Source organism: Amycolatopsis sp. cmx-4-54 (assembly GCF_046548895.1).
GTDB lineage: Bacteria > Actinomycetota > Actinomycetes > Mycobacteriales > Pseudonocardiaceae > Amycolatopsis.
Genome location: NZ_JAEBEJ010000012.1, coordinates 127,456 through 154,111, shown reverse-complemented (window position 1 = coordinate 154,111; position 26,656 = coordinate 127,456). Strand labels below are relative to the sequence as shown.

General features: G+C 69.4%; 27 protein-coding genes. 12 read left to right on the top strand and 15 right to left on the bottom strand.

The genetic code is table 11. The features are described 5' to 3' along the window. Positions 1-22: 22 nt before the first annotated feature. The 4 genes from ACLJQ7_RS33735 to ACLJQ7_RS33720 are packed head-to-tail and all read right to left on the bottom strand — an operon-like array spanning position 23 to position 3,913. Positions 23-1,756 carry a cation acetate symporter gene (locus ACLJQ7_RS33735; protein ID WP_410652201.1) on the bottom strand — a complete coding sequence of 578 codons (1,734 nt, stop codon included), beginning with the start codon at positions 1,754-1,756 and terminating at the stop codon, positions 23-25. Then, positions 1,756-2,103, bottom strand: a complete 348-nt coding sequence (locus tag ACLJQ7_RS33730; RefSeq protein WP_410652200.1) for a hypothetical protein — start codon at positions 2,101-2,103, stop codon at positions 1,756-1,758. The genes ACLJQ7_RS33735 and ACLJQ7_RS33730 overlap by 1 nt, the downstream gene beginning before the upstream one ends. Continuing rightward, positions 2,100-2,870 (bottom strand): LytR/AlgR family response regulator transcription factor, encoded by a 771-nt coding sequence (locus tag ACLJQ7_RS33725; protein ID WP_410652199.1) that lies wholly within the window; start codon positions 2,868-2,870, stop codon positions 2,100-2,102. Before ACLJQ7_RS33725 ends, ACLJQ7_RS33730 begins: the two co-directional genes overlap by 4 nt. Further along, a complete protein-coding gene (locus ACLJQ7_RS33720) occupies positions 2,867-3,913 on the bottom strand; it encodes a sensor histidine kinase (RefSeq protein WP_410652198.1) in 1,047 nt (348 codons plus the stop codon). The genes ACLJQ7_RS33725 and ACLJQ7_RS33720 overlap by 4 nt, the downstream gene beginning before the upstream one ends. A gap of 71 nt (positions 3,914-3,984) precedes the next feature. On the opposite strand from ACLJQ7_RS33720, the gene ACLJQ7_RS33715 reads away from it, so the two are divergent. After that, complete coding sequence (locus tag ACLJQ7_RS33715) at positions 3,985-4,464, top strand: hypothetical protein (RefSeq protein WP_410652197.1); 480 nt, start codon at positions 3,985-3,987, stop codon at positions 4,462-4,464. Between the two features lie 80 nt (positions 4,465-4,544). Here ACLJQ7_RS33715 and ACLJQ7_RS33710 read toward each other — a convergent pair whose 3' ends face one another. The 5 genes from ACLJQ7_RS33710 to ACLJQ7_RS33690 are packed head-to-tail and all read right to left on the bottom strand — an operon-like array spanning position 4,545 to position 9,456. Next, positions 4,545-5,534: a substrate-binding domain-containing protein gene (locus ACLJQ7_RS33710; RefSeq protein ID WP_410652196.1), complete on the bottom strand. Its 990-nt coding sequence runs from the start codon at positions 5,532-5,534 to the stop codon at positions 4,545-4,547. Between the two features lie 28 nt (positions 5,535-5,562). Further along, a complete protein-coding gene (locus tag ACLJQ7_RS33705) occupies positions 5,563-6,624 on the bottom strand; it encodes an ABC transporter permease (RefSeq protein WP_073848166.1) in 1,062 nt (353 codons plus the stop codon). Further along, positions 6,621-7,385: an ATP-binding cassette domain-containing protein gene (locus tag ACLJQ7_RS33700; protein WP_410652195.1), complete on the bottom strand. Its 765-nt coding sequence runs from the start codon at positions 7,383-7,385 to the stop codon at positions 6,621-6,623. Before ACLJQ7_RS33700 ends, ACLJQ7_RS33705 begins: the two co-directional genes overlap by 4 nt. Beyond that, positions 7,382-8,473 carry a class I mannose-6-phosphate isomerase gene (locus ACLJQ7_RS33695; protein ID WP_410652194.1) on the bottom strand — a complete coding sequence of 364 codons (1,092 nt, stop codon included), beginning with the start codon at positions 8,471-8,473 and terminating at the stop codon, positions 7,382-7,384. The genes ACLJQ7_RS33700 and ACLJQ7_RS33695 overlap by 4 nt, the downstream gene beginning before the upstream one ends. Further along, positions 8,470-9,456: a LacI family DNA-binding transcriptional regulator gene (locus tag ACLJQ7_RS33690; RefSeq protein ID WP_410652193.1), complete on the bottom strand. Its 987-nt coding sequence runs from the start codon at positions 9,454-9,456 to the stop codon at positions 8,470-8,472. The genes ACLJQ7_RS33695 and ACLJQ7_RS33690 overlap by 4 nt, the downstream gene beginning before the upstream one ends. A 263-nt stretch (positions 9,457-9,719) precedes the next feature. Between ACLJQ7_RS33690 and ACLJQ7_RS33685 the strand changes: the two genes are divergently transcribed. Both ACLJQ7_RS33685 and ACLJQ7_RS33680 read left to right on the top strand, forming a co-directional pair. Then, positions 9,720-12,134, top strand: a complete 2,415-nt coding sequence (locus tag ACLJQ7_RS33685; protein ID WP_410652192.1) for a GH92 family glycosyl hydrolase — start codon at positions 9,720-9,722, stop codon at positions 12,132-12,134. Between the two features lie 165 nt (positions 12,135-12,299). Next, positions 12,300-12,668, top strand: coding sequence for a DUF3817 domain-containing protein (locus ACLJQ7_RS33680; protein WP_410652191.1), 369 nt, complete (start codon positions 12,300-12,302; stop codon positions 12,666-12,668). A 66-nt stretch (positions 12,669-12,734) separates the two neighbouring features. On the opposite strand, the gene ACLJQ7_RS33675 is transcribed toward ACLJQ7_RS33680, so the two are convergent. After that, positions 12,735-13,235 carry a MarR family winged helix-turn-helix transcriptional regulator gene (locus tag ACLJQ7_RS33675; RefSeq protein ID WP_410652190.1) on the bottom strand — a complete coding sequence of 167 codons (501 nt, stop codon included), beginning with the start codon at positions 13,233-13,235 and terminating at the stop codon, positions 12,735-12,737. Between the two features lie 144 nt (positions 13,236-13,379). On the opposite strand from ACLJQ7_RS33675, the gene ACLJQ7_RS33670 reads away from it, so the two are divergent. After that, on the top strand, positions 13,380-13,679 hold the full coding sequence (locus tag ACLJQ7_RS33670; protein WP_410652189.1) for an MTH1187 family thiamine-binding protein: 300 nt from the start codon (positions 13,380-13,382) through the stop codon (positions 13,677-13,679). A 1-nt stretch (position 13,680) separates the two neighbouring features. On the opposite strand, the gene ACLJQ7_RS33665 is transcribed toward ACLJQ7_RS33670, so the two are convergent. Then, complete coding sequence (locus tag ACLJQ7_RS33665) at positions 13,681-14,064, bottom strand: hypothetical protein (RefSeq protein WP_410652188.1); 384 nt, start codon at positions 14,062-14,064, stop codon at positions 13,681-13,683. A gap of 130 nt (positions 14,065-14,194) precedes the next feature. On the opposite strand from ACLJQ7_RS33665, the gene ACLJQ7_RS33660 reads away from it, so the two are divergent. Further along, positions 14,195-15,166, top strand: coding sequence for a tetratricopeptide repeat protein (locus tag ACLJQ7_RS33660; RefSeq protein WP_378346383.1), 972 nt, complete (start codon positions 14,195-14,197; stop codon positions 15,164-15,166). 108 nt (positions 15,167-15,274) lie between these two features. Here ACLJQ7_RS33660 and ACLJQ7_RS33655 read toward each other — a convergent pair whose 3' ends face one another. After that, positions 15,275-16,720: a neutral zinc metallopeptidase gene (locus tag ACLJQ7_RS33655; RefSeq protein WP_410652187.1), complete on the bottom strand. Its 1,446-nt coding sequence runs from the start codon at positions 16,718-16,720 to the stop codon at positions 15,275-15,277. Between the two features lie 181 nt (positions 16,721-16,901). Here ACLJQ7_RS33655 and glgP point away from each other — a divergent pair, with 181 nt between their 5' ends. Together glgP and ACLJQ7_RS33645 are read left to right on the top strand one after the other, a co-directional pair. Next, positions 16,902-19,442 carry an alpha-glucan family phosphorylase gene (gene glgP, locus ACLJQ7_RS33650; RefSeq protein ID WP_410652186.1) on the top strand — a complete coding sequence of 847 codons (2,541 nt, stop codon included), beginning with the start codon at positions 16,902-16,904 and terminating at the stop codon, positions 19,440-19,442. Positions 19,443-19,545: 103 nt separating this feature from the next. Next, positions 19,546-20,370, top strand: coding sequence for a hypothetical protein (locus ACLJQ7_RS33645; protein WP_410652185.1), 825 nt, complete (start codon positions 19,546-19,548; stop codon positions 20,368-20,370). Between the two features lie 4 nt (positions 20,371-20,374). On the opposite strand, the gene ACLJQ7_RS33640 is transcribed toward ACLJQ7_RS33645, so the two are convergent. Continuing rightward, positions 20,375-20,770: a rhodanese-like domain-containing protein gene (locus ACLJQ7_RS33640; protein ID WP_410652184.1), complete on the bottom strand. Its 396-nt coding sequence runs from the start codon at positions 20,768-20,770 to the stop codon at positions 20,375-20,377. Continuing rightward, complete coding sequence (locus ACLJQ7_RS33635; RefSeq protein WP_410652183.1) at positions 20,767-21,315, bottom strand: cysteine dioxygenase; 549 nt, start codon at positions 21,313-21,315, stop codon at positions 20,767-20,769. The genes ACLJQ7_RS33640 and ACLJQ7_RS33635 overlap by 4 nt, the downstream gene beginning before the upstream one ends. A gap of 321 nt (positions 21,316-21,636) precedes the next feature. Here ACLJQ7_RS33635 and ACLJQ7_RS33630 point away from each other — a divergent pair, with 321 nt between their 5' ends. The 5 genes from ACLJQ7_RS33630 (at position 21,637) to ACLJQ7_RS33610 (ending at position 25,866) form a co-directional block, all read left to right on the top strand. Continuing rightward, positions 21,637-22,449, top strand: coding sequence for an ABC transporter ATP-binding protein (locus ACLJQ7_RS33630; protein ID WP_410652182.1), 813 nt, complete (start codon positions 21,637-21,639; stop codon positions 22,447-22,449). A 55-nt stretch (positions 22,450-22,504) separates the two neighbouring features. Continuing rightward, complete coding sequence (locus ACLJQ7_RS33625) at positions 22,505-23,284, top strand: enoyl-CoA hydratase/isomerase family protein (protein ID WP_410652181.1); 780 nt, start codon at positions 22,505-22,507, stop codon at positions 23,282-23,284. Between the two features lie 5 nt (positions 23,285-23,289). Further along, complete coding sequence (locus ACLJQ7_RS33620) at positions 23,290-24,252, top strand: class I SAM-dependent methyltransferase (protein WP_410652180.1); 963 nt, start codon at positions 23,290-23,292, stop codon at positions 24,250-24,252. A 1-nt stretch (position 24,253) separates the two neighbouring features. Beyond that, positions 24,254-25,423 (top strand): THUMP-like domain-containing protein, encoded by a 1,170-nt coding sequence (locus tag ACLJQ7_RS33615; protein WP_410652179.1) that lies wholly within the window; start codon positions 24,254-24,256, stop codon positions 25,421-25,423. 68 nt (positions 25,424-25,491) lie between these two features. Then, positions 25,492-25,866, top strand: coding sequence for a DUF427 domain-containing protein (locus tag ACLJQ7_RS33610; RefSeq protein ID WP_410652178.1), 375 nt, complete (start codon positions 25,492-25,494; stop codon positions 25,864-25,866). A gap of 3 nt (positions 25,867-25,869) precedes the next feature. On the opposite strand, the gene ACLJQ7_RS33605 is transcribed toward ACLJQ7_RS33610, so the two are convergent. Beyond that, positions 25,870-26,589: a hypothetical protein gene (locus tag ACLJQ7_RS33605; RefSeq protein ID WP_410652177.1), complete on the bottom strand. Its 720-nt coding sequence runs from the start codon at positions 26,587-26,589 to the stop codon at positions 25,870-25,872. Positions 26,590-26,656: the final 67 nt, after the last annotated feature.

The following is a 26,656-nucleotide window of genomic DNA, read 5'->3' as shown; positions in this document are numbered from 1 at the left end:
GAGGTCAAGGAGACCGGAACCTTCAGCGGTTCAAACGCCTGCCGAGACGACGAACGGTCGACGAACGGTGGTCCGGCCAAGACGAAGGGGTTTCGGCTGTGCGATCGTCCAAGTGCAGCCGCAGCATGGCGGCCGTCGACCAGGCGGGAGGCCTGCCCCGCCAGGAAACCACGATCATTACTCCGAATGCCAGCGGAACCGACCAAGGCGCCGGTTGCGACACGAGGATCGCGGGCAACCCGCTCAGGCTCGGGACGAACAAGGCCACGAGGATCGAGCCCGAAGACGCGACGAGCCCGGCGAGGACGCCGCTGATCGCACCCGCGGCGGTGAGCCGGTTCCACCAGATGCCGAGCACCAGCAACGGGCAGAACGTGGACGCGGCCACGGTGAAGCCCCAGGTGACCAGGACGCCCGCGTCCAACCTCGCCGACGGCAGCGCGAGCAGGACCATCACCGCCGCCGCACCGAGCACCGACCAGCGCAGTCTCCGCAGGCCGCCGGGCGCCAGGTCGTGCGCGACCGCGCCGGAGATCACCAGTAGCAAGCCGAGCGACGTCGCCAGGAACGCGGCGAACGCGCCCGCCGTCAGCAATCCGGTGAACAACGAGCCCGCCCAGCCGTCGTCGATCTGCGCCGGCAGCGCGACGACGACCGTGTCCGTCGCGCCGGAGACGTACAGTTCGGGCACCAGCACGCGGCCGAAGACGCCGTAAACCCCTGGGAACAAGTAGAAGACGCCGAGCAGGGCGACGGTGATCGCCGCGGTGCGGCGGGCGGCGCGGCCGTCCGGGCTGGTGTGGAAGCGCATCAGGACATGCGGCAGGCCCATGGTGCCGAGCATGGTGGCGATCAGGATCGCCCACGTGCCGAGCAGCGGATAGCCCTGATCGCCGAGGTCGAGCAACGGCCGCTGCCAGTCCGGCCCGCCCAGCGGGGCGCCGCCCCGGACGGCGGGAACCGGGGTGCCCTCGGCGAATTCCAGCGTTTCCCCGCTTCTGGCCACCAGTTCTCCCGGTGGCACCACGCGCTTTTCCGGGGTGAGCAGGGTGGTCGGCTCGCGCAGGGTCAGCGTCACGTCGATCTCGAAGGACAGCTGGGTGTCGCGGGCGAAGTGGGTGAATTCCACCGGGTGCACCGAAGCCGACCGTTCCTCCGGGGAGACCTGGGAGACCAGCCAGATCGCGGGAATGATGAACAGCAGCAGTTTCAGCACGAATTGGAAGGCCTGGACGTAGGTCGCCGCGCGCATTCCGCCGAGTGCCAGTGTCGCGCTGACGGCGGTGCCCGCGATGACGACGCCGACCCAGTACGGCGTGCCGCCGACGGCGGTCAGTACGAGCCCCGCGGTGCGGAATTGCGGGACCAGGTAAAGGGTTCCGATCACGAGGACGACGACGGCCGCGAGGCGGCGCAGGGCAGGGGAAGCGAGCCGCGCCTCCGCGAAGTCCGGGACGGTGAGTGCGCCGGAGCGCCGCATCGGCGCCGCGACGAGCACCAGCATCGCGATGTACCCGGCGGTGAACCCGACCGGATACCAGAGCGCGCCGATGCCGTCCTTCACCACCAGCCCCGCGACGCCGAGGAACGACGCCGCCGACAGGTATTCGCCGGAGACCGCGGCGGAGTTGACCAGCGGCGAGATCCGGCGCGAGGCGACGAGGAAGTCCGACGTCGTGCGCATGGCCGCGACCCCGCGCAACCCGATCAGCAGGGTGACCAGCACGACGGGGGCCACCGAGAGCGCGGCGACCACTACTCGTCCTCGATCTTTTCCGCCCGGCGCAACTGCCACCACGACAGCAGTGCCATCGCCGGATACGGGAGGATCGCGATCATCAGCCAGGACAGCGGGATATCCAGCAGCCGCACCGAATCCAGCCCGGGGAACAACCCGAAGACCAGCGGGAGCCCGAACACCAGCCCGAACATCCCGGCCAGCGCGGGGAGCCCGCGACGGCGCTGGGCCCGGTAGAGCGCGTCCGCGCGTTCGGCGTCGCCCGCGGCCAGCCGGGGCACCCGCCAGCGGCCGCGCGAACGGCGCCGCGAATGCGCGAGCCGGGTCTGCGGGCTGGTGACGGCGACCCGTTTGACGCGGCTCACGGTCGGCTTCCCCGGCCCAGTTCGCCGCGTTGCGCGGCGGCGAGCAGCCGGTCACGCAGGTCGCGCGCGTGGCGGCGGCTCACCGGCACGTCACCCGCCTCGGTATGCGCGAGCAGACCGCCGGTGGTGTCGCTGCGCAGTTCGAGCACCGCGTCCACGGCGAGCAGGAAACCCCGGTGCACGCGCGTGAATCCCGTTCCCTCCCAATACTCTTCGAGCCGCGAGATGGGCATCCGCGTGACGTGGACGCCGGATTTCGTGTGCAGCCGGACGTAGTCGCCGTGCGCCTCGACGAACTGGACGTCGTCGCGGCGGACGTACCGGGTGCGCCCGCCGGACTCCACCGGCAGCGCGGACATCGCGTCCGGCGCGGGTTTCGGCTCGTCGGACTGGTTGCCCGCCATCCGGACCACTTTGGACAGTGCGGCGGACAGCCGTTCCGCGCGGACCGGTTTGAGCAGGTAGTCGACCGCGCCGATACCGTACGCGGCCACGGCGTGCCCGTCGTGCGCGGTGACGAACACGATCACCGGCGGTTCGCTGAGCCGGGCCAGCAGCGAGGCGAGTTCGAGCCCGTCGAGACCGGGCATGGAGATGTCGAGGAACACGGCGTCGAAATGGCTTCCCTGCAACAGTTTGAGCGCGCTCAGCGCGTCACCGGCGGCGACCACTTCGGCGACTTCCGGAGCTTCGCGCAGCAGGCTGCACAGCTCGTCGAGGGCGGGCGGGACGTCGTCGACCGCCAGCACCCGCAACCCGTTCGTCACGGCAGCACCCCCGGCTGGAATCGGGGCACGCGCACCACGACCCTGGTGCCCGCGCCGATCTCGGTCTCGACCGTCAGGCCGTACCACGGCCCGTAGACACTGCGCAGCCTTCTGTCCACATTGGCCAGTCCGACGCCGCCGTCGTCGCCGCGCCCGGCCAGGATCGCCGCCGCGCGGGCGGGGTCCATGCCGACACCGTCGTCCTCGACGCTGATCACGCAGTCGTTCCCTTCCGCCATTCCCTGGACCTGGATGAACCCCGCCTCGGCGCGCGGCTCGATCCCGTGCCGGATCGCGTTTTCCACCAGCGGTTCCAGCACGAGGTACGGCACCGCGACGGCCAGCACCTCCGGCGCGACGCGCACCTGCACCCGCAGCCGCTCGCCGAGCACCGCGCGCTGCAACGCCAGATACGTCTCGATGGCGCGGAACTCCTCGGCGACCATCGTGTATTCGCCGTGCCGGGCGAGGCTGTAGCGGGTGTACTCGGCGAAGTCGAGCATCAGATCGCGGGCGCGATCCGGGTCGGAGCGGACCAGCGAGGAGATCACGGTGAGCGCGTTGTAGACGAAATGCGGCGAGATCTCGGCCCGAAGCGCGCGTAGTTCGGCCTCGGCGGCCTGTTCGGCGGACGCCTCCAGCCTGCCGCGTTCGAGCGCGTGGACGACGAGTTCGGCGGCCTGGCGGCTGATGGCGTTCTTGCCGTCGGCGATCAGGAGGACGCCGGCGAGTTCGTCGTGGACATGCAGCGGCAGCGCCAGCAGCCCGGGTTCGGACACCGGCGTCTCGGAGTGGAGTACCTCGTCGAGCGCGGCGGCGACGACGTCGTCCGCCGCCGGGCGACCGGACCAGACGAGCGAGCCGGACAGGTCGCCGAGACCGAGACCGGGAACCCCGAACAGCCGCCGGAGACCGTGCGCAGCCTGGCGGGCGCGGGGTCCGGCCAGGCCGTCCATGAGATCGTCGGAGACGCGCTGAGCCGCGGCGAGCACCGGCACCGGATCCGCGCTCGCGGCGGGACGCCAGGGCAGACGGGTGGTCATCCGGCCTCCTCCACGACGTCGGGGCCTAGATCCTAACGTCGCTGAGTGGTTTCGCCGGTTACGCTCCGGGCATGGTCACTGGGGATGCGGTGGTGCTCCGGCTGGACGTCGTGATGCGCCGGGTCGCGTGGGCGGGGTTCGTGGCGTTCGGCGGAGGCGGCCTGGTGGCCTTCGTTCTGTCGTTGTTCTCCGGCTCGGTTTCCGGGGTGGTGTTCAGCCTGCTCAGCGTGGCCTTCGCGGGGCTGATCCTGCTCGCTCTCCGGAAGTCGGCCGGCTCGCTGACGATCTCGGCGTCGGGTTTCGAGGTGGCGGGCCGGTTCGCCGTCCGGTGGACCGAGGTGCGGCGGCTGCGCGTGTATCGGGAGAAGCGGCGCGTGGGGCGGTGGATGCACTGGTGGCACTACCGGCTGTCGTGGGTCGGTGCCGGGCCTGAGGACCTTCTGGAGGACGGTGAGTACGTGTACGCGCTGGGTCACCTCGGTGGTGGCGCTGCGCTCTACGGTGCGCTCACGCGCTTCGCTCCCGCTGGGGTGGTCGAGTTCGCGGAGTGAGCCGGTCCCGAACGCCATGAAAGGTCCTTTCCTTGCAAAATTTGCAAGGAAAGGACCTTTCATGGCATTGCCGAAACGCGTCAGCAGCTCTGCTTGTAGAAGTACTGCGCGTTCGCGTCCATGTTCGCCTTGGTGATCGAGTGCAGCGAAGCGGTCAGGTTGCGCGTCACCGGCTTGCCCTCCACCGCCGCGATGGCCTGCTGCACGCCCTGCTGCCCGATGGCGGCCGGGTCCTGCGCGATGAGGCCCTGGTACTCGCCCTTCTTCAGGCCCTCGATCTCCGACGGCGAAGCGTCGAAGCCGATCAGGTTGACCGCGCCGATCTTGCCCGCGTTCCGCAGGCCGGTCGCGGCGCCCTCACCGGTGTTGAGGTTGGTCGCGAAGATACCGATCAGGTCCGGGGTGGACGCCAGCGCGGCGGTCACCTTGGACGCGGCCTGGTCGGGCTCGTTCTGGGTGAACTGCACACCCGCCGACTTCAGGTTCGGGTGGTTCTTCAGCTCGTCCTCGAAACCCTTCGCGCGGGTGTTCGTGGTCGAGGTGCCCGCGATGGTGTCGAGCACCAGCACCGAGCCGGTCTTGCCCGCGGCCAGTTCCGCCATGGTCTTCGCGGCGAGCTTGCCGCCCTCGGCGTTGTCCGAGGAGATCGACGACTCGGCCACGCTGGTGTCCTTCAGCGCGGTGTCGACCTCGATGATCTTGGCGCCGCGGGTCTTGACCTGCTGGATCGGCGCGAGCATCGCCTGCGCGTCAGTGGGGGCGATGAGCAACGCGGCGGGCGGGTTGGAGCCCAGCGCGTTGACCAGCTGGGTCTGCATGGCCGCGTCGAACTTCTGCGGGGCCTGCGTGGTGAGCTCGTAGCCCGCCTTCTTCGCCTCGGCCTCGGCGCCGCACTGCATCGAGATGTAGAACGGCTCGGCCTGCACACCCGGGATGAGCGACAGCTTCTTGTTGTTGGTCTTGGCACCGGAGTCGCCCGACGGCGTCTCACCGACGGTGCCACCGCCGCAGGCGGTCAGCAGGAGGGCCGCGGAAACGGCGGCACCGGCGACGAGCAGGGTCTTCTTCATGGGGATGGCACCTCTTTGTGCGTAGGAATCAACGAGAGTTGCGGCGACGACGGCGCCGCTGGTCGAACCAGACCGCGGCGATCAGCACCGCGCCGACCGCGATCATCTGCCAGAAGTCCTGGACCTGCGTGATGTTGAAGCCCTTCTTCAGCACGGCCGGGATGAACACGCCGATCACCGTGCCCAGTACCGAACCGACACCGCCGAAGAGACTCGTGCCGCCCATCACCGTGGCGGCGATGGCGTTGAGGTTGTCGGTGGTGTGCGCCGAAATGGTCGTCGACGCGTAGTACGCCAGCGAGAGGAAACCGGCCACACCGGCGAGGAAACCGGTGAGCGTGTACACCTTCAGCAGATGCGCGGTCACCCCGATGCCCGCCCGGCGCGCGCCTTCGGCGTTGGAGCCGACGGCGTAGGTGTAACGGCCGAATTTGGTGGTGTGCAACAGCCAGGCGCCGATCAGCGTGATGACCACGGCCACCAGCACCAGATTCGGCACCCCGCCGAACGACGTCCCGTAGCCGAGCGTCTTGTTGAGCTCGGTCGGGACACTGCGCACGTCGGACCCGTTGTTCAGCAGGTACGCGGCACCGAGCGCGGCACCCATCGTGCCGAGCGTGACGATCAGCGGTGGGATGTTCGCCACCGCGATGAGGAAACCGTTGATCAGCCCCCAGATCGTGCCCGCGACCACGGCCGCCACGAGCCCGGCGGTGATGACGCCCCAACCGGCCTTCGTAGCGTCGCCGTCCGGGCTGAGCGCCTCCATCGTCTTGCCGGCCACCATGCCCGCGAAGATCAGCACCGAACCGACCGAGAGGTCGATACCGGAGGTGATGATCACGAACGTCATGCCGACCGAGAGCACCAGCAGCACCGAGGTCTCGATGAGCAAGGTCTGGAAGGTGAACAGCGTCGCGAACTCGGCGGGCGCGATCGCGGTGAACACGATGATCAGTGCCAGCAGCACCAGCGCGATCCAGAACGTGTTCGCCCCGATCAGCCGCTGGCCGATCGACCGTTTGCCGAACCCGCCGTCCACGGAGGTCTGGATCTCGGGGCCGTTCTTCGTCGGAGTGGACACGGTCACGCCGCCTCCTCTTGTACGAGGGCGCCGGTCATCGCGGCGACCAGGTCTTCCAGTTTCGTGCCGTCACCGGTGAAACGGGCGACGCGCTTGCCGAGCCGCAGCACCTCGATACGGTCGGCCACCGACAGCACCTCGGGCATGTTGTGGCTGATCAGCACGACGGCGATGCCCTTGTCCCGCACCTTCTTGATCACGTCGAGCACGCGTTCGCGCTGCACGACGCCGAGCGCGGCCGTCGGCTCGTCCATGAACACGACCTTCGACGCCCAGACGACCGAGCGCGCGACGGCGACGCTTTGCCGCTGCCCGCCCGAAAGCGAGCCGATCGGGACGTCGGTGCTCTGTAGGGTCACGCCGAGCCGCTGGAACTCCTCCACGGCCTGCCGCTTCATCTCCGCCTTGTCCAGCATCCCGAGCTTGCCGAGGATCCCCTTGCGGTGGATCTCCCTGCCCAGGAACAGGTTCGCGGCCGGGTCGAGTTCCGGTGCGACCGCGAGGTCCTGGTACACCGTCTCGATTCCCCTCCGCCGTGCCGTGGTGGGGGAGTCCAGCACCACTTCGGAACCGTCGAGCACGATCTTCCCCGACGTCGGCTGTTCCGCGCCGGAGAGGCATTTGACCAAAGTGGACTTCCCGGCGCCGTTGTCGCCGATCAGCGCGGTGACCTCACCGGCCCGCGCCTGGAACGACGCGCCGCGCAGCGCCTCCACCGAGCCGTAGCGTTTGACCAGGTTCTGTGCGTCGAGCAGGAGTTCGCTCACGATCGCTCCCTCTTCTCGGGTGCGGGCGGACGGCAGCGGATGACGGTGACGTCACCCTCCATAGTGGACTGACCGGCGTCGTGCGGGACCACGTACGTCTCGCCCTTGCGCAGCGCGAACTCGCCGCCGTGTTCGGTGCGGAGCGTGCCCGAGCCGTCCATGACGACCAGTACCGCGAACGAGGGGTCGAGTGACAACGTTGTCGACCTACCGGAAAGGCCGGGGCGTAGCCGGTCGGCGCGGAAGAACGCGTCGCTGCCGTCGGCGAGAAGGTCCACAGTGGACGCTTCGTCGCCCGCGGTGCGCCTGACGATCGAGCCGAGCCGTTCTTCGTCCCAGCCGGAGGTGTCCAGGGTTTCGATGGCGGTTTCGAAGCCGATCCCGAGGTGCGCCTTCTCCGGGTTCGCCAGGAAGTCCCGCCATTCCAGGGTCAAGGAGAAGTCGGTCGGCTGCTGGAGCTCGACGACGAAGACGCCTTCGCCGATCGCGTGCGGCAGGCCCGCCGGGATGTAGACGGTGTCGCCGGGGGCGACCGCGACACTGTTCAGCGCCCCGAGCATGGCGGGCGCGTCCTGGGTGCGGGCCCATTCGTTGACCGTCGCCTTGTCGACGGTCTCCTTGAAGCCCGGGTAGACGCGGGGGTCGTCGCCGTAGGTGCCGACCACGATCCACGCCTCGGTCTTGCCGAAGTGCGAGTCGAAGTGCCGCTTGGCGAACGAGTCCGACGGGTGGAAGTGCACCGGCAGGCGCTGGCCCGCGTCGAGCAGCTTCACCAGCAGGCCGGTCGAATCGCCGAGCGCTTCGACGTGTTTGGCGCCGAGCCAGGCGGACGGGTTCTCGCGGACGGCGTCACGCAGCCAGACCCCGCTGGGCAGCTTGGTCAGGCCGTTGGTCTCCTGGCCGAACATCGTGGTGGCCGAGCCGACCCAGTCCTCCGGGCCGTACACGTCCGAGGTACTTCCTCCCGCCGAGGACGCATCAGCGCACTCGGAGGAAGCGCCCCGCAACGCGGCGATGGCGTCGCCGCCGCGGTAGAACTGCGGCGGCTGGTTCGCCGGCAGGCGGATCGGTTCGAGGTGGCCGCTCATGACGGGGCGACCTCCCCGGAACCGCGGGCTACGAGATGCACGGGCAGAACTACCTTTCTCGGTGCGGATTGATCTCCCTGGACCCGGGCGAACAGCAGTTCCGCCGCCGCCCGGCCCAGTGCGCTCACGTCGTGCGCGATCACGGAGACCGGCGGATCCAGCAGATCCGCCAGCTCGAAGTCGTCGAAGCTGATCATCGCGGGACGCCGTTCGGCGTGCGCCAGCGCGCGCAGCAGGTGGACGGCGACCCGGTTGTTGCCCGCGATCACCGCGGTGGCCGGGTTCGGCCCGGTGAGCAGCCGTCGCACGGCGTCGCCGACGCCCTCGGCGGTCGGCGTCCGCATCACGACGAGGTGGTCGTCGTAGGGGATCCCGTTGCGGACACAGCCTTCGCGGAAGCCGCGCAGCCGTTCGCCCGCGGTGAAGATGTCCGGGCTGTCGGCGAGGAACGCGATCCGCCGGTGGCCGTGTTTCGCGAGGTGGGCGACCGCTTCGACGGTGCCGCCGATGTTGTCGACCAGCACCGTGTCGGCCACGATGTCGCCGGCGGGCCGGTCGAGGAAGACGACGGGGGTCCCCGCGCGCATCTCGGGGACCAGGTAGCCGTGCTGCATCCCGGCCGGGACGACGAGGATGCCGTCGACGCGACGGGAGCAGAACTCCAGGACCAGTTCGCGTTCGCGGTCGGAGTTCTCCTCCGACGAACCGGTCAGCACCTGGCGGCCGAACGAGGTCGCGATCCGTTCGACGGCCCGGTTGAGCTCGGAGTAGAAGGGGTTTCCGACGTCCTCGACGATCAGGCCGATCGTCCCGGTCGTCGAGCCGCGCCGCAGGTTCCGCGCGCCGAGGTTGCGCCGGAACCCGAGCTGCTCGATCGCCGCCATGACGCGCTCCGCGGTGTCCGGATGGACGGCGGGCTCGTCGTTCACCACTCGCGAGACGGTTTTGATGCTCACGCCCGCGAGCCGGGCCACGTCACTCATCGTGGCCCGCCGGCCGGTAGTGCGGTGGCCGTTGTCCGGTCCGCTGGAAGACAACGTTGTCATAGTGGCGGGAATTGAACGCCAGCGGCGTGGAGATGTCAATGCCCGGCTCGTCCGGAGGCCGTTTTCCGAGTTCGAACCGTTACGGCCCTCCGGGTCACTGTCCTGAATCGGACAGGGTTCGACGGACCTCTTGACCAGGTGGTCTGTTCTTGTCGAAGGTGAGCAGGCAGCGACAACGTTGTCAGGAGGCGGCCTTTCCCATGCCTGCACGCACTTCGACCCGCGTCGCCGGGTTGCTCACCGCGCTTGTCGTCCCCGCCGGGCTGCTCACGCCCGTCGCGGCGGCGGCACCCGGTGGCGACCCCGTGGACGCGGTCAACACCTTCATCGGCACCAAGGACGACGGCAACACCTTCCCCGGCGCTTCGGCGCCTTTCGGGATGACGCAGGTCAGCCCGATATCCTCGCATTACGCTGGCTATCGCTACGACGACACCGCGATCCGCGGCTTCGGGCATTTCTTCCTGTCCGGCGCGGGCTGCTGGGAGCAGGGCGGCCTCGTGTCGTCCCTGCCCACCACCGGCGCGGTCGGGCCGGGCGCGGCGTTCGACACCACGAAACCCGAGACGTTCGACCACAAGAAGTACGCGTCGCCGTACACGCACGAGGGCGAGGTCGGGAAACCCGGCTACTACAAGGTGCGGCTCACCGGCTACGGCGGCGTCGACGCGGAGACCACCGCGACCACGCGGACCGGCGTCGAGCGGTACACCTTCGCGAAATCAGGCGACGCAAACGTTTTCGTCAACGTCGGTCAGGCCAACGACAAGGAACCGGTGACGGCGAGCCAGATCCGCGTCGTCGGCGACCGGACGGTCGAAGGAATGGTCGAGTCACAGGCGTTCTGCGGCGGCAAACCGTACAGGACGTGGTTCACCACGACGTTCGACAAGCCGTTCGAATCCTTCGGCACCTGGTCGCCGACGGGTGGGGCTCCGGGCTCGAAGGAATCCGCCGGCGGTGAGGGCCTGCGCGGCGCCTGGCTGACCTTCGGCGGCGGGCAGGTCACCGCGACGACCGCGATCTCCCATGTGGACGCTTTCGGCGCCCGGCTGAACCTGGCGGCCGAGAAGGGCCGCTCGTTCGACGCGGTCCGCGACGGCGCTCAGCGCGCCTGGCGCAAGGAACTGTCCTCAGTGGACATCAAGGGCGGGACGAAGGACGACCGCACGGTCTTCTACACCTCGCTCTACCACGCGCTGCTGCAGCCGCTGACCGGCAACGACGCCGACGGACGGTACCGCGGGTTCGACGACAAGATCCACCGCGCGCTGGGCTGGACGTACTACGAGTTCTTCTCGTTGTGGGACACCTATCGCACACAGAACCAGCTGCTCGCGCTTTTGCGGCCGGCGCGGGCGAAGGACGTCGCGAAGTCCGTGCTCGCCATCCACGACCAGGGTGGCTGGCTGCCGCGCTGGGCGTACGCGAACCAGGAGACGAACACGATGACCGGCGATCCGGTCACCCCGTTCCTGGTCGACCTGTGGCGGTTCGGCGCGCTGTCGGGCCAGGAGTTCAAGGCCTACCGGGCACTTCTGCAGAACTCGCGCGAGATCCCGCCCGCGTCCTCGCCGTTCCAGGGCCGCTCGGGGAACGCGAGCTACCAGAAGGACGGGTTCGTCCAGTACGACAAGGACTTCCCGAAGAAGGGCCAGGACACCGACCCGAACCACGGCGCTTCGGCCACCCTGGAATACGCGCTCGCGGACTGCTCGCTGTCCATCATGGCCGCCGGACTCGGCAGGAAGGACGACGCGAAGGCGTTGGCGGACAAGGGACGCAGTTATCGCACGCTGTGGGACTCCTCGGTGACAGACCGCGGCTTCACGGGGTTCTACCGGCCAAAACTGGAAGGCGGCGAATGGTTCAGCCCGGCGGGTAAGCCCTTCAACCCGCAGAGCCAGGACGGGTTCCACGAGGGCACGTCATGGCAGTACCAGTGGCTGACCCAGCAGGACGTCCCCGGTCTCGTCGAGCGCATGGGCGGCAAGGAGAACGTCGGCAAGCGGCTCGACGACTTCTTCGCCTACGGGGATCTGGTCAAGGACCCGGCGAAGACCGTACGCGAGGAATGGGTCGTCGGCCCGTACAACTACTACAACCAGTTCCGCTACAACCCGAACAACGAGCCGGATCTGCACTCGCCCTGGATGTACACGCTGACCGGGCAGCCGTGGAAGACCTCCGCCGTCGTCCGCGCGGCGCACACGTTGTTCACCAACGCGCCGAACGGTGTCACCGGCAACGACGACCTCGGGACCATGTCCGCGTGGTACGTCTTCAGCGCGCTCGGGCTGTATCCGGCGGTGCCCGGAACCGGGCAGTTCGTGCTCAACGCGCCGCGGTTCGAGAAGTCCGTGGTGCATCTGGAGAACGGCCGTGACCTCACGATCAAGGCCGACGGCGCCGACGGGTCGAAACTCCAGTACGTCCAAGGACTGGGAAACGGTTCGCAGCGGGCCTACGTCGGGTTGGAACAGTTGACGCGGGGGGCCACTTTGGACTTCAAGCTCACCGACAACGCGGCCAAAGCGACGTGGGCCACAGGTTCCGAGGGAGCGCCGAAATCGCCCTGCGCCGGGCCTTTGAACCGGTCCATACCAGGGTCGTGAGGAGCATCACGGCCCCCGGTGTTCCGGTGAGCGTCGTCACGCCTCACACTGGTATTACCACGTCCGACAGCGCTGTTGACGTTCTTGGCGAGTCCGCCTTGGACAGTGCTCGTCGGACGTAGTCATGTGTGTACCCATAGTGGTGAGACCCCACAGGAGGAGAAAGTGTCCAGCAAGGCCGCTCTAGTATTCCGCGTGGCCGCGGTAGCCGAAGCCCTCTCGTGGGCCGGGCTGCTGGTCGGGATGTTCCTCAAGTACGCCGTCAAGCTCGGCGAGGGCGGCGTTCCCGTCCTCGGCATGGTGCACGGCGTCGTGTTCGTCCTCTACGTGCTGGTCTCCCTCTCCGTGGCGAAGCCGCTCGGCTGGCGCCCGAAGACCCTGATCCTCGCGCTGCTCTCCAGCATCCCGCCGCTGTTCACCTGGCTGTTCGAGTCCTGGGCGCTGCGCAACGGCAAGCTGGACGGCCCGCAGCGGCTGTCGCACGGCGGGGTCGGCCTGTTCGCGGGCAAGTCTTCGGAACCCGTCGCCGCCTGATTCTCTTTCAAAGCGCGTGAAGGCCCCCTTCCCTCGGCTCAGCCGAGGGAAGGGGGCCTTCACGCGCTATTCGGTGAAGTCGCCGGTGGCCTTGCGGACCTTGGTGAGCAGGTCGGTCAGCTGCTCGGTCTGCTTGCCGGTGAGCCCGGTCAGCCCGAAGTCGATTTCGGTGACCGCCTTCGTGGCCTCTTCGCGGCGTACGCGGCCTTCGTCGGTGATCTCGACCAGCGTGGTCCGGCGGTCGGTCGGATGCGGCACGCGCTTGACCAGGCCGTCCTTCTCCAGCCTGTCGACGATGTTGGTGACGCTCGTCGGATGCAGTTGCAGCCGCTCGCCCATCACACGCATCGGCAGGCGGGACGCGCGGGCGAAGGTCAGCAGCACCAGCGCCTCGTACCGGGCGAAGGTCAGCCCGTGCGGTTTGAGCGCACCGTCCACCGCGGACTGGATGATCTGTTGCACGCGCATGATCCCGGTCACCGCGGCCATGGTTTCGGAGGGCCCGATCCGGGCCTCCCACAGCTGCGCCGCGCGGGCGATCGGGTCGAACGGCAACGGACGGCTCATGGCGCTCGAAGTTACCAGCGGGTACCCGTGCCACGCCGCACCACCGGGTGTTATGCGTGGGAAAAGCGTCTGAATGTCCGTGGCGAAGGCGCCCTGCCACCGCGATAGCGGGTGCACGCGTAAGAACTGAACGAGGAGCAGAAGATGATCGTGGCCTTCAGTGTCAGCCCGTCCGCGGCCGAGGAGGACGGCGGCGTCAGCGAGGCGGTCGCCCGTGCGGTGAAAGTGGTCCGCGAGTCCGGCCTGCCGAACTCCACCAACGCCATGTTCACCAATCTGGAAGGCAGCTGGGACGAAGTGATGGACGTCGTGAAGCGGGCCGTCGAGGCGGCGGGCGAGGGTTCGTCGCGGGTCGGACTGGTGCTCAAGGCCGACATCCGGCCGGGTTACGAAGGACAGCTGACCGCGAAGGTGGAGCGCGTCGAGAAGCACCTGAGCGACTGAGTCAGGGGAGTGGCGGGGTGAACGAGACCAGCCACAGCTTGTCCTTGACCGCGATGGCCACCGGATAGCCGAAGGAACTGCCGTCGCCCAGTTTCCCGCTGACGGTCGCCGACGTCGGCGCGAGATCGTCCGGGGCGAACTTCACCGTGACGTCGTGGGCGCCGCGTTCGGTCAGCGTGTCGATATAGGACTTCGCGAATTCGCCCGCCGACGCGGGCGGATAGTCGATGAGTTCGGAGAGGGCCTCGACGTCGTGTTCGTTGAGCGCGGCGGTGAGGCCCTCCCGGAGTTGCCCGGGACTGGCGACGCCGGGGTCGGGTCGATGGGCGATCAGAACCGTGATGACGCTCACCCACGTGACGGCGATGGCGATCGCGACGGCCACCGTCGCCGTCCTGCGTGTCGGAATGTCGATCACCCCCTCGTGGCGAGCCTGCCCGAACGCGACCGTCCTGCCAAGCGGGCAGCCGGGGGCATGCGGTGAAACGCTCGGGGATGCGTGCCAGGATGGAACCGTGACACACCCACGCGGATCAGCATCGAAGACGGCGGCTCTCTCCGCCGCGCTTTCCGGCGCGGTCGACCTTTCCGCGCTCAAGGCGCGTGCCGAGGCGCCCCAGAAACAGCCTCCTGCCCCTCCGCGGCCCGCGGACGGCGCCGCGCCAGGCGGCCCCGCCACGGCGGGCGCCGTGATCGACGTCACCGAGGCGACGTTCCAGGCCGAGGTCGTCGAGCGCTCCCTGCAACAGCTGGTGGTCGTCGACCTGTGGGCCGAATGGTGCGGCCCGTGCAAACAGCTCAGCCCGGTGCTGGAGCGCCTCGCCGCCGAGTCCGGCGGTGCCTGGGTGCTCGCGAAGGTGGATGTCGACGCCAACCCGCGCATCGCGCAGCTCTTCGGCGCGCAGTCGATCCCGACGGTCATCGCCATCGGCGGCGGCCAGCCGGTCGACGCGTTCTCGGGCGCGCTGCCCGAACCCGAGATCCGCAAGTGGCTCGGTTCGCTGCTCGACGCGCTGCGTGACCGGCTGCCGGGCATCAAGGCCGCCGAGCAGAACGGCGGCGGTGTCGAGGTCCCGGAGGACCCGCGGTTCACCGAGGCCGAAGAGGCCTTCGAACGCGGGGACTTCGCGGCGGCACAGGCGGCCTACGAGCGCATCCTCGACGTCGAGCCCGCGAACGAGGAGGCCAAGACCGCGCTCGCGCAGGTCAAGTTCACCGCGCGCGCCGAGGCCGCCGGCCCGGACGCGATCGCGAAGGCCGACGCCGACCCGGCCGACCTCGACGCCCAGCTCGCCGCCGCCGACCTCGAGGTCGCGGGGCAGCAGCCCGAGGCGGGCTTCGCGCGGCTGATCGCCGTCGTGCGGCGTACGGCGGGCGACGAGCGCAACAAGGTGCGGGAGCACCTGGTGGCGCTGTTCGACCTGTTCGACTCGGCGGACGAGCGCGTCATGAAGGCGCGGCGGGATCTGGCGAGCGCGCTGTACTGAGGTTCCTTCTGGGTCCGCTACCCCCGAACGCCATGAAAGGCCCCTTCATTGCAAAATTTGCAATGAAGGGGCCTTTCATGTCACTTCAGGGGGCTGTGACCGGACCGCTCACCCGTACTGCTGCGAGCAGACCGACGAGGTCTCCAGGTAGCCCTTCCGCAGTGCCTCAAGCCGCTCGAAACCGTTGTCCACGCGCTTGCCGTTGACGTCGGCCGAGACGAGGCTCTCCGGGCTCAGCAGATCCGAGATGGCCTCGTCGAGGTCACCGGAGGAGAGCCGCAGCGTCGCGCCGGGCACGGTGCTCGCCTTCGCCCAAGCGCCGACGAGGCAGGCGGTGCGCAGGCCCGCGTTCGCGTTGTCGATCGACGCGCCGACACCCTTCTGGATGCCCATCGCGTACCGGGACGCGATTTCCGAGAACGCCGCGAAGTCGCCCTTGCCCTCGCTGTGCCCGCTTTCCCATTCCGCCTGCTGGTCGACCGGCTGGGCGAGTTCGCGCAGCTTGGTCATGTCGATGCTGACGGTGTTGTTCGACGGGCAGTACGACGCGGGCGGGGTGCTGGGGCCGCCGGGGCAGCTGCCGTTGCCGTCCTCGGTGATCTCCGGGCCCGGGACGCCGGCGCCCTTGAAGGCCTCGTCGAGGCTCTTCTTCAGGATCCCGATGATCTTCATGTCGAGCTTCTCGTCGCCCTTGCCCTTGTCACCCTTGTCGAACGGGCGCTCGGTGATCCGCGCCTTGATGTTCTCCTCGTTCATCGCCGCGCATTCCTTCGGGCCCTTCTCAAACCCGACCTGGAACGCGTACGTGCGGTCGAACGCCGTGCCGTGCGCACCCTGTTTGGTCGCGCTGGTGCCCGCCTGGTCGCGGATCAGGAACAGCGACGCCATGACCTGGTTGAGGCCCTCGGAGGTGGAGACGCGGTAGAACTTGCTCTTGTCCTCGGCGACCCAGCGGAAGTAGCCGCCGGCGAAGCAGTCGGCCTGCTGTTCCTTGACGATCGACGGGGTGTTCTTCTTGATGCTGGCCTTCTCGCCGAGCCGGTACTGCACGGCGTGCCCGAGCTCGTGCGCGAGCACGACGGCGCCCGCCATCTTCCCGAACCGTTCGCGCAGCATGGGCAGCAGCACGCCGCGGTCCCACGCCACCAGGTCACCCGGCGGGCAGTAGAACGCGTTGACGAGCTTCTTGACGCTCCCGCATTCGGTCTCTTCGTCGTCGGTCTTCGCGCTGTAGGACAGCAGCGACTTCAGCGGCTCGTACGGCTGCCCGAAGTCGCGCGGCATGACCTCGGTCCAGTAGGCCTGCGCGTCGGCGATCGCGGCGATGGCGAGCCGGTCGTCTTCGGAGCCGTCCTCGTTGCGGACCTGCAGGTCCGGCTTGGGCGCGTTCGGCTTCAGCCCGCTCTCGAAATGCGTGACCGGCAGGCCGGCGATGTCACCGGCGCCCGGCTGGCTGCCCTGCTGGCCGGTCGAGCTTCCCTTGTCGCCGCAAGCGCTCAGCCCGAGGGCCAGCACCGTCACGACCGCGATCAGAGCCGGGCGGCGAAAGCTCATTTTTGCCCCCACCCGTCGCCCTCCCCCTTGGATCATGTTCACTCGCTTGTCGTCAGGGCCCCGACCGGGCCGCGTACTCCGGCAAGCAGGGACCCTACCCAGCGCTTATGGCCCGCGTGCAGGTAATCCCCGAAGTGGGTCTTGAGCGGGCCGGGGGCCGTGGGCGATATGGTCGCACCTCATGAGAGCAGTCCGCCGGTTCACCGTCCGCGCGAGCCTGCCGGAGTCGCTCGCCGGCCTCGGTGCCCTCGCCACGAATCTGCGCTGGACCTGGCATCCGCCCACGCGCGACCTGTTCGCGTCGATGGACGCGGAGCTGTTCAACCGCGTCCGCGACCCGCTGCGGATGCTCACGGCCCTGCCCCCGGCCCGGCTCGACGAACTCGCCGTCGACGACGCCTTCCTCGCCCGCGCGCGCGAGGCGGTCGCCGATCTGGAGCGCTATCTCGCCGAGCCGCGCTGGTATCAGAAGCAGGACGACGCCGACCTCCCGCCCGCCGTCGCGTACTTCTCGATGGAGTTCGGGGTCACCGAGGCGCTGCCGAACTACTCCGGTGGTCTCGGCGTGCTCGCCGGTGACCACCTCAAGGCGGCGTCGGACCTCGGCGTGCCGATGGTCGGTGTCGGGCTGCTCTACCGCGCCGGGTACTTCCGGCAGGCACTGTCCCTCGACGGCTGGCAGGTCGAGCACTACCCGGTGATCGATCCGAACGCCTTCCCACTGGAACTGGTGACCGACGGCGGCAAGCCGGTGCTGGTCGACGTCGCGATGCCCGCCGGGCGCACGCTGCACGCGCAGATCTGGAAGGCCCGCGTCGGCCGGATCCCGCTGCTGCTCCTGGACACCGACACCGAGGCCAACGACGAAGACCTGCGCGCGGTCACCGACCGGCTGTACGGCGGCGACGCCGACCATCGCATCCGTCAGGAGATCCTGTCCGGGATCGGCGGCTTCCGCGCGGTGCGCCGCTACTGCGAGCTGACCGGGCATCCGCAGCCGAAGGTGTTCCACACCAACGAAGGCCACGCCGGATTCCTCGGGCTGGAACGCGCCCGCGAGATCATCCAGGCCGACGGGCTGGCGTTCGACGAGGCGCTGCCCGCCGTCCGCGCCGGCACCGTGTTCACCACGCACACCCCGGTCAGCGCCGGGATCGACCGGTTCCCCGTCGACCTCGTCCAGCGGTACTTCACCGACGGCAGGCTGGTCCCGGACGTCGACCCGCGCCGCGTGCTCGCGCTCGGCGCGGAGGACAACCCCGGCCTGTTCAACATGGCGCATATGGGACTGCGGCTCGCCCAGCGCGCGAACGGCGTCTCCGCGCTGCACGGCCGCGTGTCACGGCGGATGTTCTCGCGGCTGTGGCCAGGGTTCGACTTCGACGAGGTGCCCGTCTCGTCGGTCACCAACGGCGTCCACGGGCCGACCTGGGTGGCTCGCGAGCTGAGCGCGCTGCTCGGGCGCAACCACGAGGAGCTGGGTCTCGACGGGGCGCAGGGCAAGCCGCTGCGGGACGGCGTCAGCGACGAGCAACTGTGGGCGCTGCGGCGTGAACTGCGGGAGAAGCTGGTCGCCGAAGTCCGGCGCCGGGTGCGGGCCGCGTGGATGCAGCGCGGCGCGTCCGCGCTCGAACTCGGGTGGACTGACACGGTCTTCGACCCGGACGTGCTGACCGTCGGCTTCGCGCGCCGCGTGCCGACCTACAAGCGGCTCACGCTGATGCTGCGCGACCCGGAGCGCCTGCGCGCGCTGCTGCTGGACGAGCGGCGTCCGATCCAGCTCGTCGTCGCGGGCAAATCGCATCCGGCCGACGAGGGCGGCAAGCAGCTGATCCAGCAGATCGTCCGGTTCGTCGACGATCCCGAGGTCCGGCGCCGCATCGTCTTCCTGCCGGACTACGACATGTCCATGGCGCGCTACCTCTACCGCGGCTGCGACGTCTGGCTGAACACGCCGGTCCGGCAGCTGGAGGCGTGCGGCACCTCGGGGATGAAGTCCGCGCTCAACGGCGGCCTCAACCTGTCCATCCGCGACGGCTGGTGGGACGAGTGCTACGACGGCAGCAACGGCTGGGCGATCCCGACCGCGGACGGCGTCACCGACCCGCTGCGCCGCGACGAATTGGAGGCCGCGGCGCTCTACGACCTGCTGGGTCACCAGATCGCGCCGCTGTTCTACGACCGCGACGCGGGCGGCGTGCCCGGCGGCTGGATGTCGATGGTGTGGCACACGCTGGAGACCCTCGGGCCGCGCGTGCAGGCCGCGCGGATGGTGCGGGAATACGTCGAATCGGGTTACCTGCCCGCCTCGCGCATGGTCGCCGAAGCCACGGGTGACGGATACCGCGGCGCGCTGTCGCTGGCCGACTACCGGACCAAATTGGACGTCTCCTGGCCGAGGGTGCGGATCTTCGACACCGAACTGCTCGTCGAGGACTCCGCGCCGATGGTCACCGGTACCGAGGTGACCATCCGGGCGCGGATCGACCTCGCCGGACTCGAACCGTCCGAAGTGGACGTCCAGGCCGTCGTCGGGAAGGTGGGTGACGGGGACGAACTGAGCGACCCCGTCACCGTCCCGATGTCGGGCGACGGGATCGGCGCGTTCGCGGCGCGGCTGAAACTGCCGCATCCCGGCTCCATCGGGTACACCGTCCGCGTGCTGCCGAAACACCGTCTGCTGGCCACGCCGGCGGAACTGGCGCGGGTCGTCCACGCTTAGTCCGGTACCGAACAAAAGAAACCGCCGATTCTCGATTTCTGCCGGACAATGCGGAACGGCCGGGTGAAATACACTTTGCCGGGCCCTTCCGAATGGCGGAGGAATGGTGGCTTCGGCTAAAGAAACGAAAACGTCGCGCAGAGCCAAGGACCGGCTGCACCATGTCCACGCCCGCGCCGGGATCCGGCAGGAGGGGCTTCGCCGCGCGCTGGGGCCGGAACTGCGAGGCATCTGGGGGATCGCCGAGGACGCCGAGCCCGGCCGGGTGCGTGAAATCGTCCTTCTGCGGCTGAACCGCGTTCTCGAACGGTTCGCCGACCCGCTCATGCCCGAGATCGTCTGGACCGCCTACAACCTCGGCGTGGATCCGGTGCACGGCGGGGTGGGCATGGTCGGCCGGATCAGGACCATGGTCGGCCGAGGCCGGGTGCCGGTCTCCGAGCGCACCTGCACCCGCCGGTTCTACGACTTCCTGGGGAGCGTCAAGAACAGCCTCGACGGTTTCCAGGAGGACCTCACCGGCGAAGACTTCAGGGTCGCTGCGCGGTGGATCGCCGAGAACGTCCGTCCCGAGCGGGAGCGAAGTCCGCGCGACCCCGTCCCCTCGGTCATGCGGATGTTCCTCGACGGCACGGTGTGGGGCCCGGCGGACGAGGCGGGCGCCCCGGTCCCGGCCCGGCTCGGCGCGCACGGCGACTGGCTCTGCGTCTTCACCGACGAGCGGTTGCTGGCCGAGTACCGCGCGGTCACCGGCGCGGGCTGGGGCCGGATCCGGCACCGGACCGGCCGCGAGGTCGTGCTCGCGGCCGCCGGCCGCGCCGCGGCGACGGGCGTGCTGGTCAACCCCAGGCCGACGCGAGGCGCCGGGATCCACGCCGCGCTCCCGCTCTCCCCGGAGTCGGTCGCCCGGCTGGCGGTCCGGCGGTAGCGGATCAGGGAACGGCGGGCGTGCCGCCGTCCCGGATCGGGAGGCCCGCCGAACGCCAGGCCCGGAACCCGCCTTCGAGATCCGTGGCACCCGGCAGGCCGAGCCGCTGCAGGTCGGCGGCGGCGAGGCTCGACGAGTACCCCTCGTTGCACACGACGATCACCGTCGAGTCCGGTTTCACCTGCGGCAGCCGCCATTCGCTGTCCGGCGCGAGCCGCCACTCGAGGTGGATCCGCTCGACGACCACCGAGCCGGGGATCTCGCCCTCTTCGGCCCGGTTGACGTGCGGGCGGATGTCGACGATCAGGGCGCCGTCCCGTTGCAGCCGCAGCGCCCGCTCGGGTTCCGCCCGGTCCAGTCCGGACCGGGCGGATGCCAGCAGGCTGTCGATCGCACTCATCGGCCCAGTATCGGGGCCAGCGAGGGGATCTCGGCGGGAACGTCGGCGAGCGTGGTGTATTCGCGGGTCGCGACCAACGGCGGCGAATAGGCGTGGACGCTGGCGGCGGGCTCGGTGCCGATGCCGGTCACCTGATGCGCGCGCCCCGCGCCGAAACCGATGCCCTCGCCCGCGACGTGGGTGCGGCGCCGGACCGGGCCGCCGGGGTAGCGGTACTCCTCGCCGATCTCGCCCTGCAGCACGGTGAACGAACCGGACGCGCCGCCGTGGTCGTGCGGTTTGGTCCGCTGGCCGGGCAGCCACGACAGCAGCCACAATTCGACGCCGTCGGTCAGCGCGAGCCGCGCCCACCAGCGGTGGTCCGGGTCGAAGCGCAGCAGGCCGCGCAGGCCCGAGGTCAGCTCGGTGGTGACCGTGGAGGTCAGCTCGGCGAGTTCGCGGGGCGTCCAGAGCAGGCGGTCGGGGTGGAGCAGTTCGGGTAGCAGCGGGTCGATCAGCCGCGGGTGGATCTCGAAGTCCTGGCGGGGCGTGATGGACGTGGTCACGGAGAGGCTCCTCGTGAAGGTTCGCGGGCGCGGAAGCAGGGCCGAGCGCGGCGCGACACGGGGTGCCGTCGGAAGAGGGGAACTCAGCCGTGTCGCGCGGTGGTACATCCGCACGAGGCGACGAGAAGCAGATCGATGGTCCGGCGGCGCCAGAAAGAGCCCCCGATGGCGGGGAAGGCGGCGGACACGGACCTGATCACGTCGCCGATGGTGCCACAGGCGCCACCTCGGGGTCGCTTCGTCCCACTTCCTGGACCAGCCGCTTTCCCCCGACCGGCGGCCCGGTGCACACACGCGCGCGAGTGCGGACACAATGGGCGCGTGAGCGAGCCGATCCAGCCCAGCGAACTTGACGACCTCGTGGTGAGGATGACCGGTGTCGGGGTCCGCCGAACAGGCAACGACCTCCTCGCCGACCTCGATTGGACCGTGGAACTGGACGAGCGCTGGGTGGTGCTCGGCCCGAACGGCGCGGGCAAGACCACCCTGCTCCGGCTGGCCGCGGCCGAACTCCACCCGACGACGGGAACGGTCGACCTGCTCGGCGACCGGATCGGCAAGGTCAACATCTTCGAGCTGCGCCCGCGGATCGGGTTCACCTCGGCCGCGATCGCCCAGCGCGTGCCGGGCGAGGAGCGCGTCGTCGACGTCGTGGTGAGCGCCGGCTACGCCGTCGTCGGCCGCTGGCGTGAGGAATACGACAGCCTCGACACCGACCGCGCCACGGAACTCCTGGGCGCACTCGGCATCGCGCACCTGGCCGACCGCACCTTCGGCACGCTGTCGGAGGGCGAGCGCAAGCGGACGCTGATCGCGCGTTCGCTGATGACCGACCCGGAGATGCTGCTGCTCGACGAGCCCGCCGCCGGTCTCGACCTCGGCGGCCGCGAGGACCTCGTCGCCCGCCTTTCGGAGCTGGCCCTCGACCCGGAGGCCCCCGCCATGGTGCTCGTCACCCATCACGTGGAAGAAATCCCGCCCGGGTTCACCCACGCGCTGTTGCTGCGCGACGGGCGCGCGGTCGCGTCCGGACTCGTGGACGACGTCGTGACCAGCGACAACCTGTCCAAGACGTTCGATCAGGACCTCCTGCTCGAACGATCCGGTGATCGCTTCTTCGCCCGTCGCCGCTGACGGGTCGTACTGACCGGTAGCCTGCACTCTGTCTTGGACGGTTAAGGAGGACGGCGTGGGAGAGTTCGTAAGTCTCGAGGTCGAAGGCGGGGTCGGCACGATCCGGCTGGACCGCCCGCCGGTCAACGCGCTGAACGACCAGGTGCAGGCCGAGCTGGCCGAAGCGGCCCGTGAGGCCTCCGAGCGCGACGACGTGCGCGCCGTGATCCTCTACGGCGGCGAGAAGACTTTCGCCGGTGGCGCGGACATCAAGGAGATGGCCGAGCGCACCTACCCGGAGATCGCGAAGTTCGGGGCGGCGCTGACGGCGTCGCTGGCCACCATCGCGAACATCCCGAAGCCGGTCGTCGCGGCCATCACCGGTTACGCGCTGGGCGGCGGCCTCGAACTCGCGCTGACCGCCGACCGCCGGATCGCCGGCGACAACGTCAAGGTCGGGCAGCCCGAGATCCAGCTCGGCGTCATCCCCGGGGCAGGTGGAACGCAGCGCCTCGCGCGGCTCATCGGCCCGAGCAAGACCAAGGACCTCGTGTTCACCGGCCGTTTCGTGAAGGCCGAAGAGGCCCTCGCGCTGGGAATCCTCGACGAGGTCGTGGCGCCGGACGACGTCTACGCCGCCGCGCACAAGTGGGCTTCCCAGTTCGCGAACGGCCCGGCCGTGGCGCTGCGCGCCGCGAAGGCCGCGATCGACGGCGGTCTCGACACCGACCTCGCGAGCGGTCTCAAACTCGAATCCCACCTCTTCGCCGCGCTCTGGGCGACCGAGGACCAGCGCAACGGCATGAAGTCGTTCATCGAAAACGGCCCTGGCAAGGCCGCCTTCGAGGGGAAGTAAGCGCGATGACGCAGGTGAACGATCCGGCGCCGAATCCGCACGCCACCGCCGAAGAGGTCAAGGCCGCCTTCGCCGACCCCAAGCTCGCCAACGTGCTCTACCACGACTGGGAAGCCGGGACCTACGACGAGAAATGGTCCATCTCCTACGACGAGCGCTGCATCTCCTACGCGACGGACGTGTTCAACGCCGTCGCCGGTGAAGACGGCCAGCCGTACCCGACCGCGATGGAACTGGGCAGTGGCACCGGTTTCTTCCTGCTGAACCTGATGCAGGGCGGGGTGATCAAGAAGGGTTCGGTCACCGACCTCTCGCCCGGCATGGTCCAGGTCGCGCTGCGCAACGCCGAGAACCTCGGCCTCGACGTCGACGGCCGGGTCGCCGACGCGGAGCGGATCCCGTACGAGGACAACAGTTTCGACCTCGTCGTCGGGCACGCCGTGCTGCACCACATCCCGGACGTCCGCGCGGCGTTCGCCGAGGTGCTGCGGGTGCTGAAGCCGGGCGGGCGGTTCGTCTTCGCGGGCGAGCCGACGAAGGTCGGCGACTTCTACGCACGCAAACTCGGCCAGATCACGTGGTACCTCACCACGAACGTGACCAAGCTCCCGGTGCTGAACGGCTGGCGCCGCCCGCAGGAGGAACTCGACGAGTCCTCCCGCGCGGCCGCGCTGGAGGCCGTGGTCGACATCCACACCTTCGACCCGTCCGACCTCGAGTCGATGGCCCGCGGCGCGGGCGCGCAGGACGTCCGCGCGGTCACCGAGGAGTTCGCCGCGGCGCTCGCGGGCTGGCCGATCCGGACGTTCGAAGCCGCCGTTCCGCAGGAGAAACTGACCCTGCGCTGGCGGCTGTTCGCGTACCGGCTCTGGCTGCGGCTGTCCACTTTGGACAAGAAGCTGCTCGCCAAGGTGCTGCCGCGCGAGCTGTTCTACAACGTGATGATCACCGGCACCAAGCGATCGTAGGTTGCCGTACCGGTTCACCCTCGACGACGTCGCCTTCCTGCGCTCCAGCGCGGGAAGCGCGGCGCTCGCCGAATGCTCGTCCCTGCCGCTGACCGACAAGACCCGGATCGCCGACGTCGCCGCCGTGCGCCGGATCGCCCCGGACCACGCGGCCGCGGTGCTGGAAACGGTGGTGCTGCGGCGGAAGTCTTCGTTCAAACTGGACGCCGCGGGCTCGTGGTTGTTCACCGGCGACGCCCTCCAGCAGGCCAGCGCCACACTGGTCGCCCGGCACCGCGCTTCGAGGCTCGCCGGTCGTGACGTCCACGACGTGACGTGTTCCGTCGGCGCGGACCTGATCGAGATCGCCCGCGTCGCCTCCCGGGCGCTGGGGTCGGATCTGGACGAGGTCCGGCTGGCGATGGCGCGGCACAACGCCGCCGAAGCCGGGGTTTCGGCGGACTTGCTCAGAGCGGACGCGTTGCGGCCGGTCAGCCGATCCTCGGTCGTCGTCGCCGATCCCGCCCGCCGTGACTCCGCCGGACGCCGGGCGTGGAAGCCCGCCGATTTCCTGCCGCCGCTGGACGGCCTGGTGGACGCCTATCCGGGCCGCGAGCTCTCGGTCAAATGCGCGCCGGGGCTCGATTTCTCCATCGCGCCCTGGGCGGACGAAGTCGAACTGGTCTCTTTGGACGGTCAGGTCCGCGAGGCCTGCCTGTGGCGCGGAGCGGGATCGACGGTGTCACGCCGGGCGACGGTGTTGCGTTCGGACGGTACACAGTGGACGGTCACCGACGCCGACCCCGAAGACATCCCCGCGCGTGAGCCGGGTGAATGGATCGTCGACCCCGACGGCGCCGTCGTCCGCGCCGGACTCGTGCGGCATTACGCGGCGCGGCACGGCTTGTGGCAGCTCGACGAGCGCATCGCTTATCTGACGGGAGACACCCCGCCGCCGGGAATCCGGGCGTTCCGGGTATTCGAGCACGGACCGTACAGCGAGAAGAATCTTCGTGTAGCGCTGAAGAAACACGATATCGGCCGAGTGGAGATCCTCGTCCGCGGTCTGGACATAGATCCGGATGCCCTGCGGCGCAAGCTGAAACCGCGCGGTAGTGAAGAAGCTACTTTGGTGCTGACCAGAATCGGTCGTTCCGGAGTGGCGTTCCTCTGCCGCGCACAGCTGACGTGAGGGCGATGTGGCCGGTGGCGACCCGCCGTGACGGGAATATTCTCGCGGGCGGCGTCGCTGTGCCCGGTATGTCTGACAAAAAGGTGTTGAAGCCCAGCGCGGCCCACCCGATCACGGTGGAGCCGAACAAGGCGCGCGTGGTCGTCACGGTCGGCGGGAAGGTCGTGGCGGACAGCGCGAACACGCTCACCCTGCGTGAAGCGAACTACCCGCCCGCGCACTACATCCCACGTGCCGACGTCGACTTCGGCCTGCTGGAGCGGACGGACCACTCGACGTACTGCCCGTTCAAGGGCGACGCGTCGTACTACAGCATCCGCACCGGTGACGGCCTCGCCGAGAACGCCGTCTGGACCTACGAGGCACCGCACGACGCGGTCGCCGAGATCAAGGACCACGTGGCGTTCTACCCGGCGAAGGTCGACGCGATCGAAGAGCGCTGACCTTCACGGCAGCTGGTTGATCCGGTCCCCGTCGGCCGCGAGCGAGGTGTCGGATTCGATCCGCCACACCTCCAGCCCCGGTGCCTTGACGAGGGCGTCGACGAGGGCTTCCTCGCCCGCGACGAGGGTCGAATCGAAGTCGGCTTCGGTCGCCACGCACCACGCGCGGTCGTCCGGCCAGCACAGATTGGGCGACTGCGCCTCGAACCAGTTCCGCCGGGGACGCCAGCCGAGTTCCGTCGCGGACGTCAGCGGTCCTCGGAAGAGCAGGTAGTTCCGGCCGGGGTGGCGCAGGCGCGGCGCGTCGAGGTGCTCGCGGGACAACGTCGCCTCGTCGGCCCAGCCGTAGCCGTCCCAAAGGCCGAACCACGCATCCGACGCTGACGTGTGATCGCCGAGAACGGCCAGCAGCGCGGTGAGACTGTGCGACGGCAGCGTGCCGCGTCCCGGAGGTGAGCCGCGCCAGAGCGAGCCGGTGAGATTCACTGGATCCGGGGAGCCGACCAGCGCGTGCCACTGCATGGCGCCATGGGCTCGCCGTCCCGTTTCGGCGGCGGCTTCGCTCCAGCTCGCCCAGCCGCCGCGGTCACGCTCGGCAGGGTGACAGAGGCGCGCGTAAGCGGCGTAGCCACGCGGAACCGTGCGGCCTGCCGCGCCCGACGCCCCGCCGAGCCTGGGGGAGATCCACTCGGCGGGAGACGGGTCGAGCACGGGTCGCAGCACGGCGGCAAGTCTTCAGCAAGATCAGGTCAGGCGCATCTTGTCGGTGGGCGGGGGCATACTGCCGGCC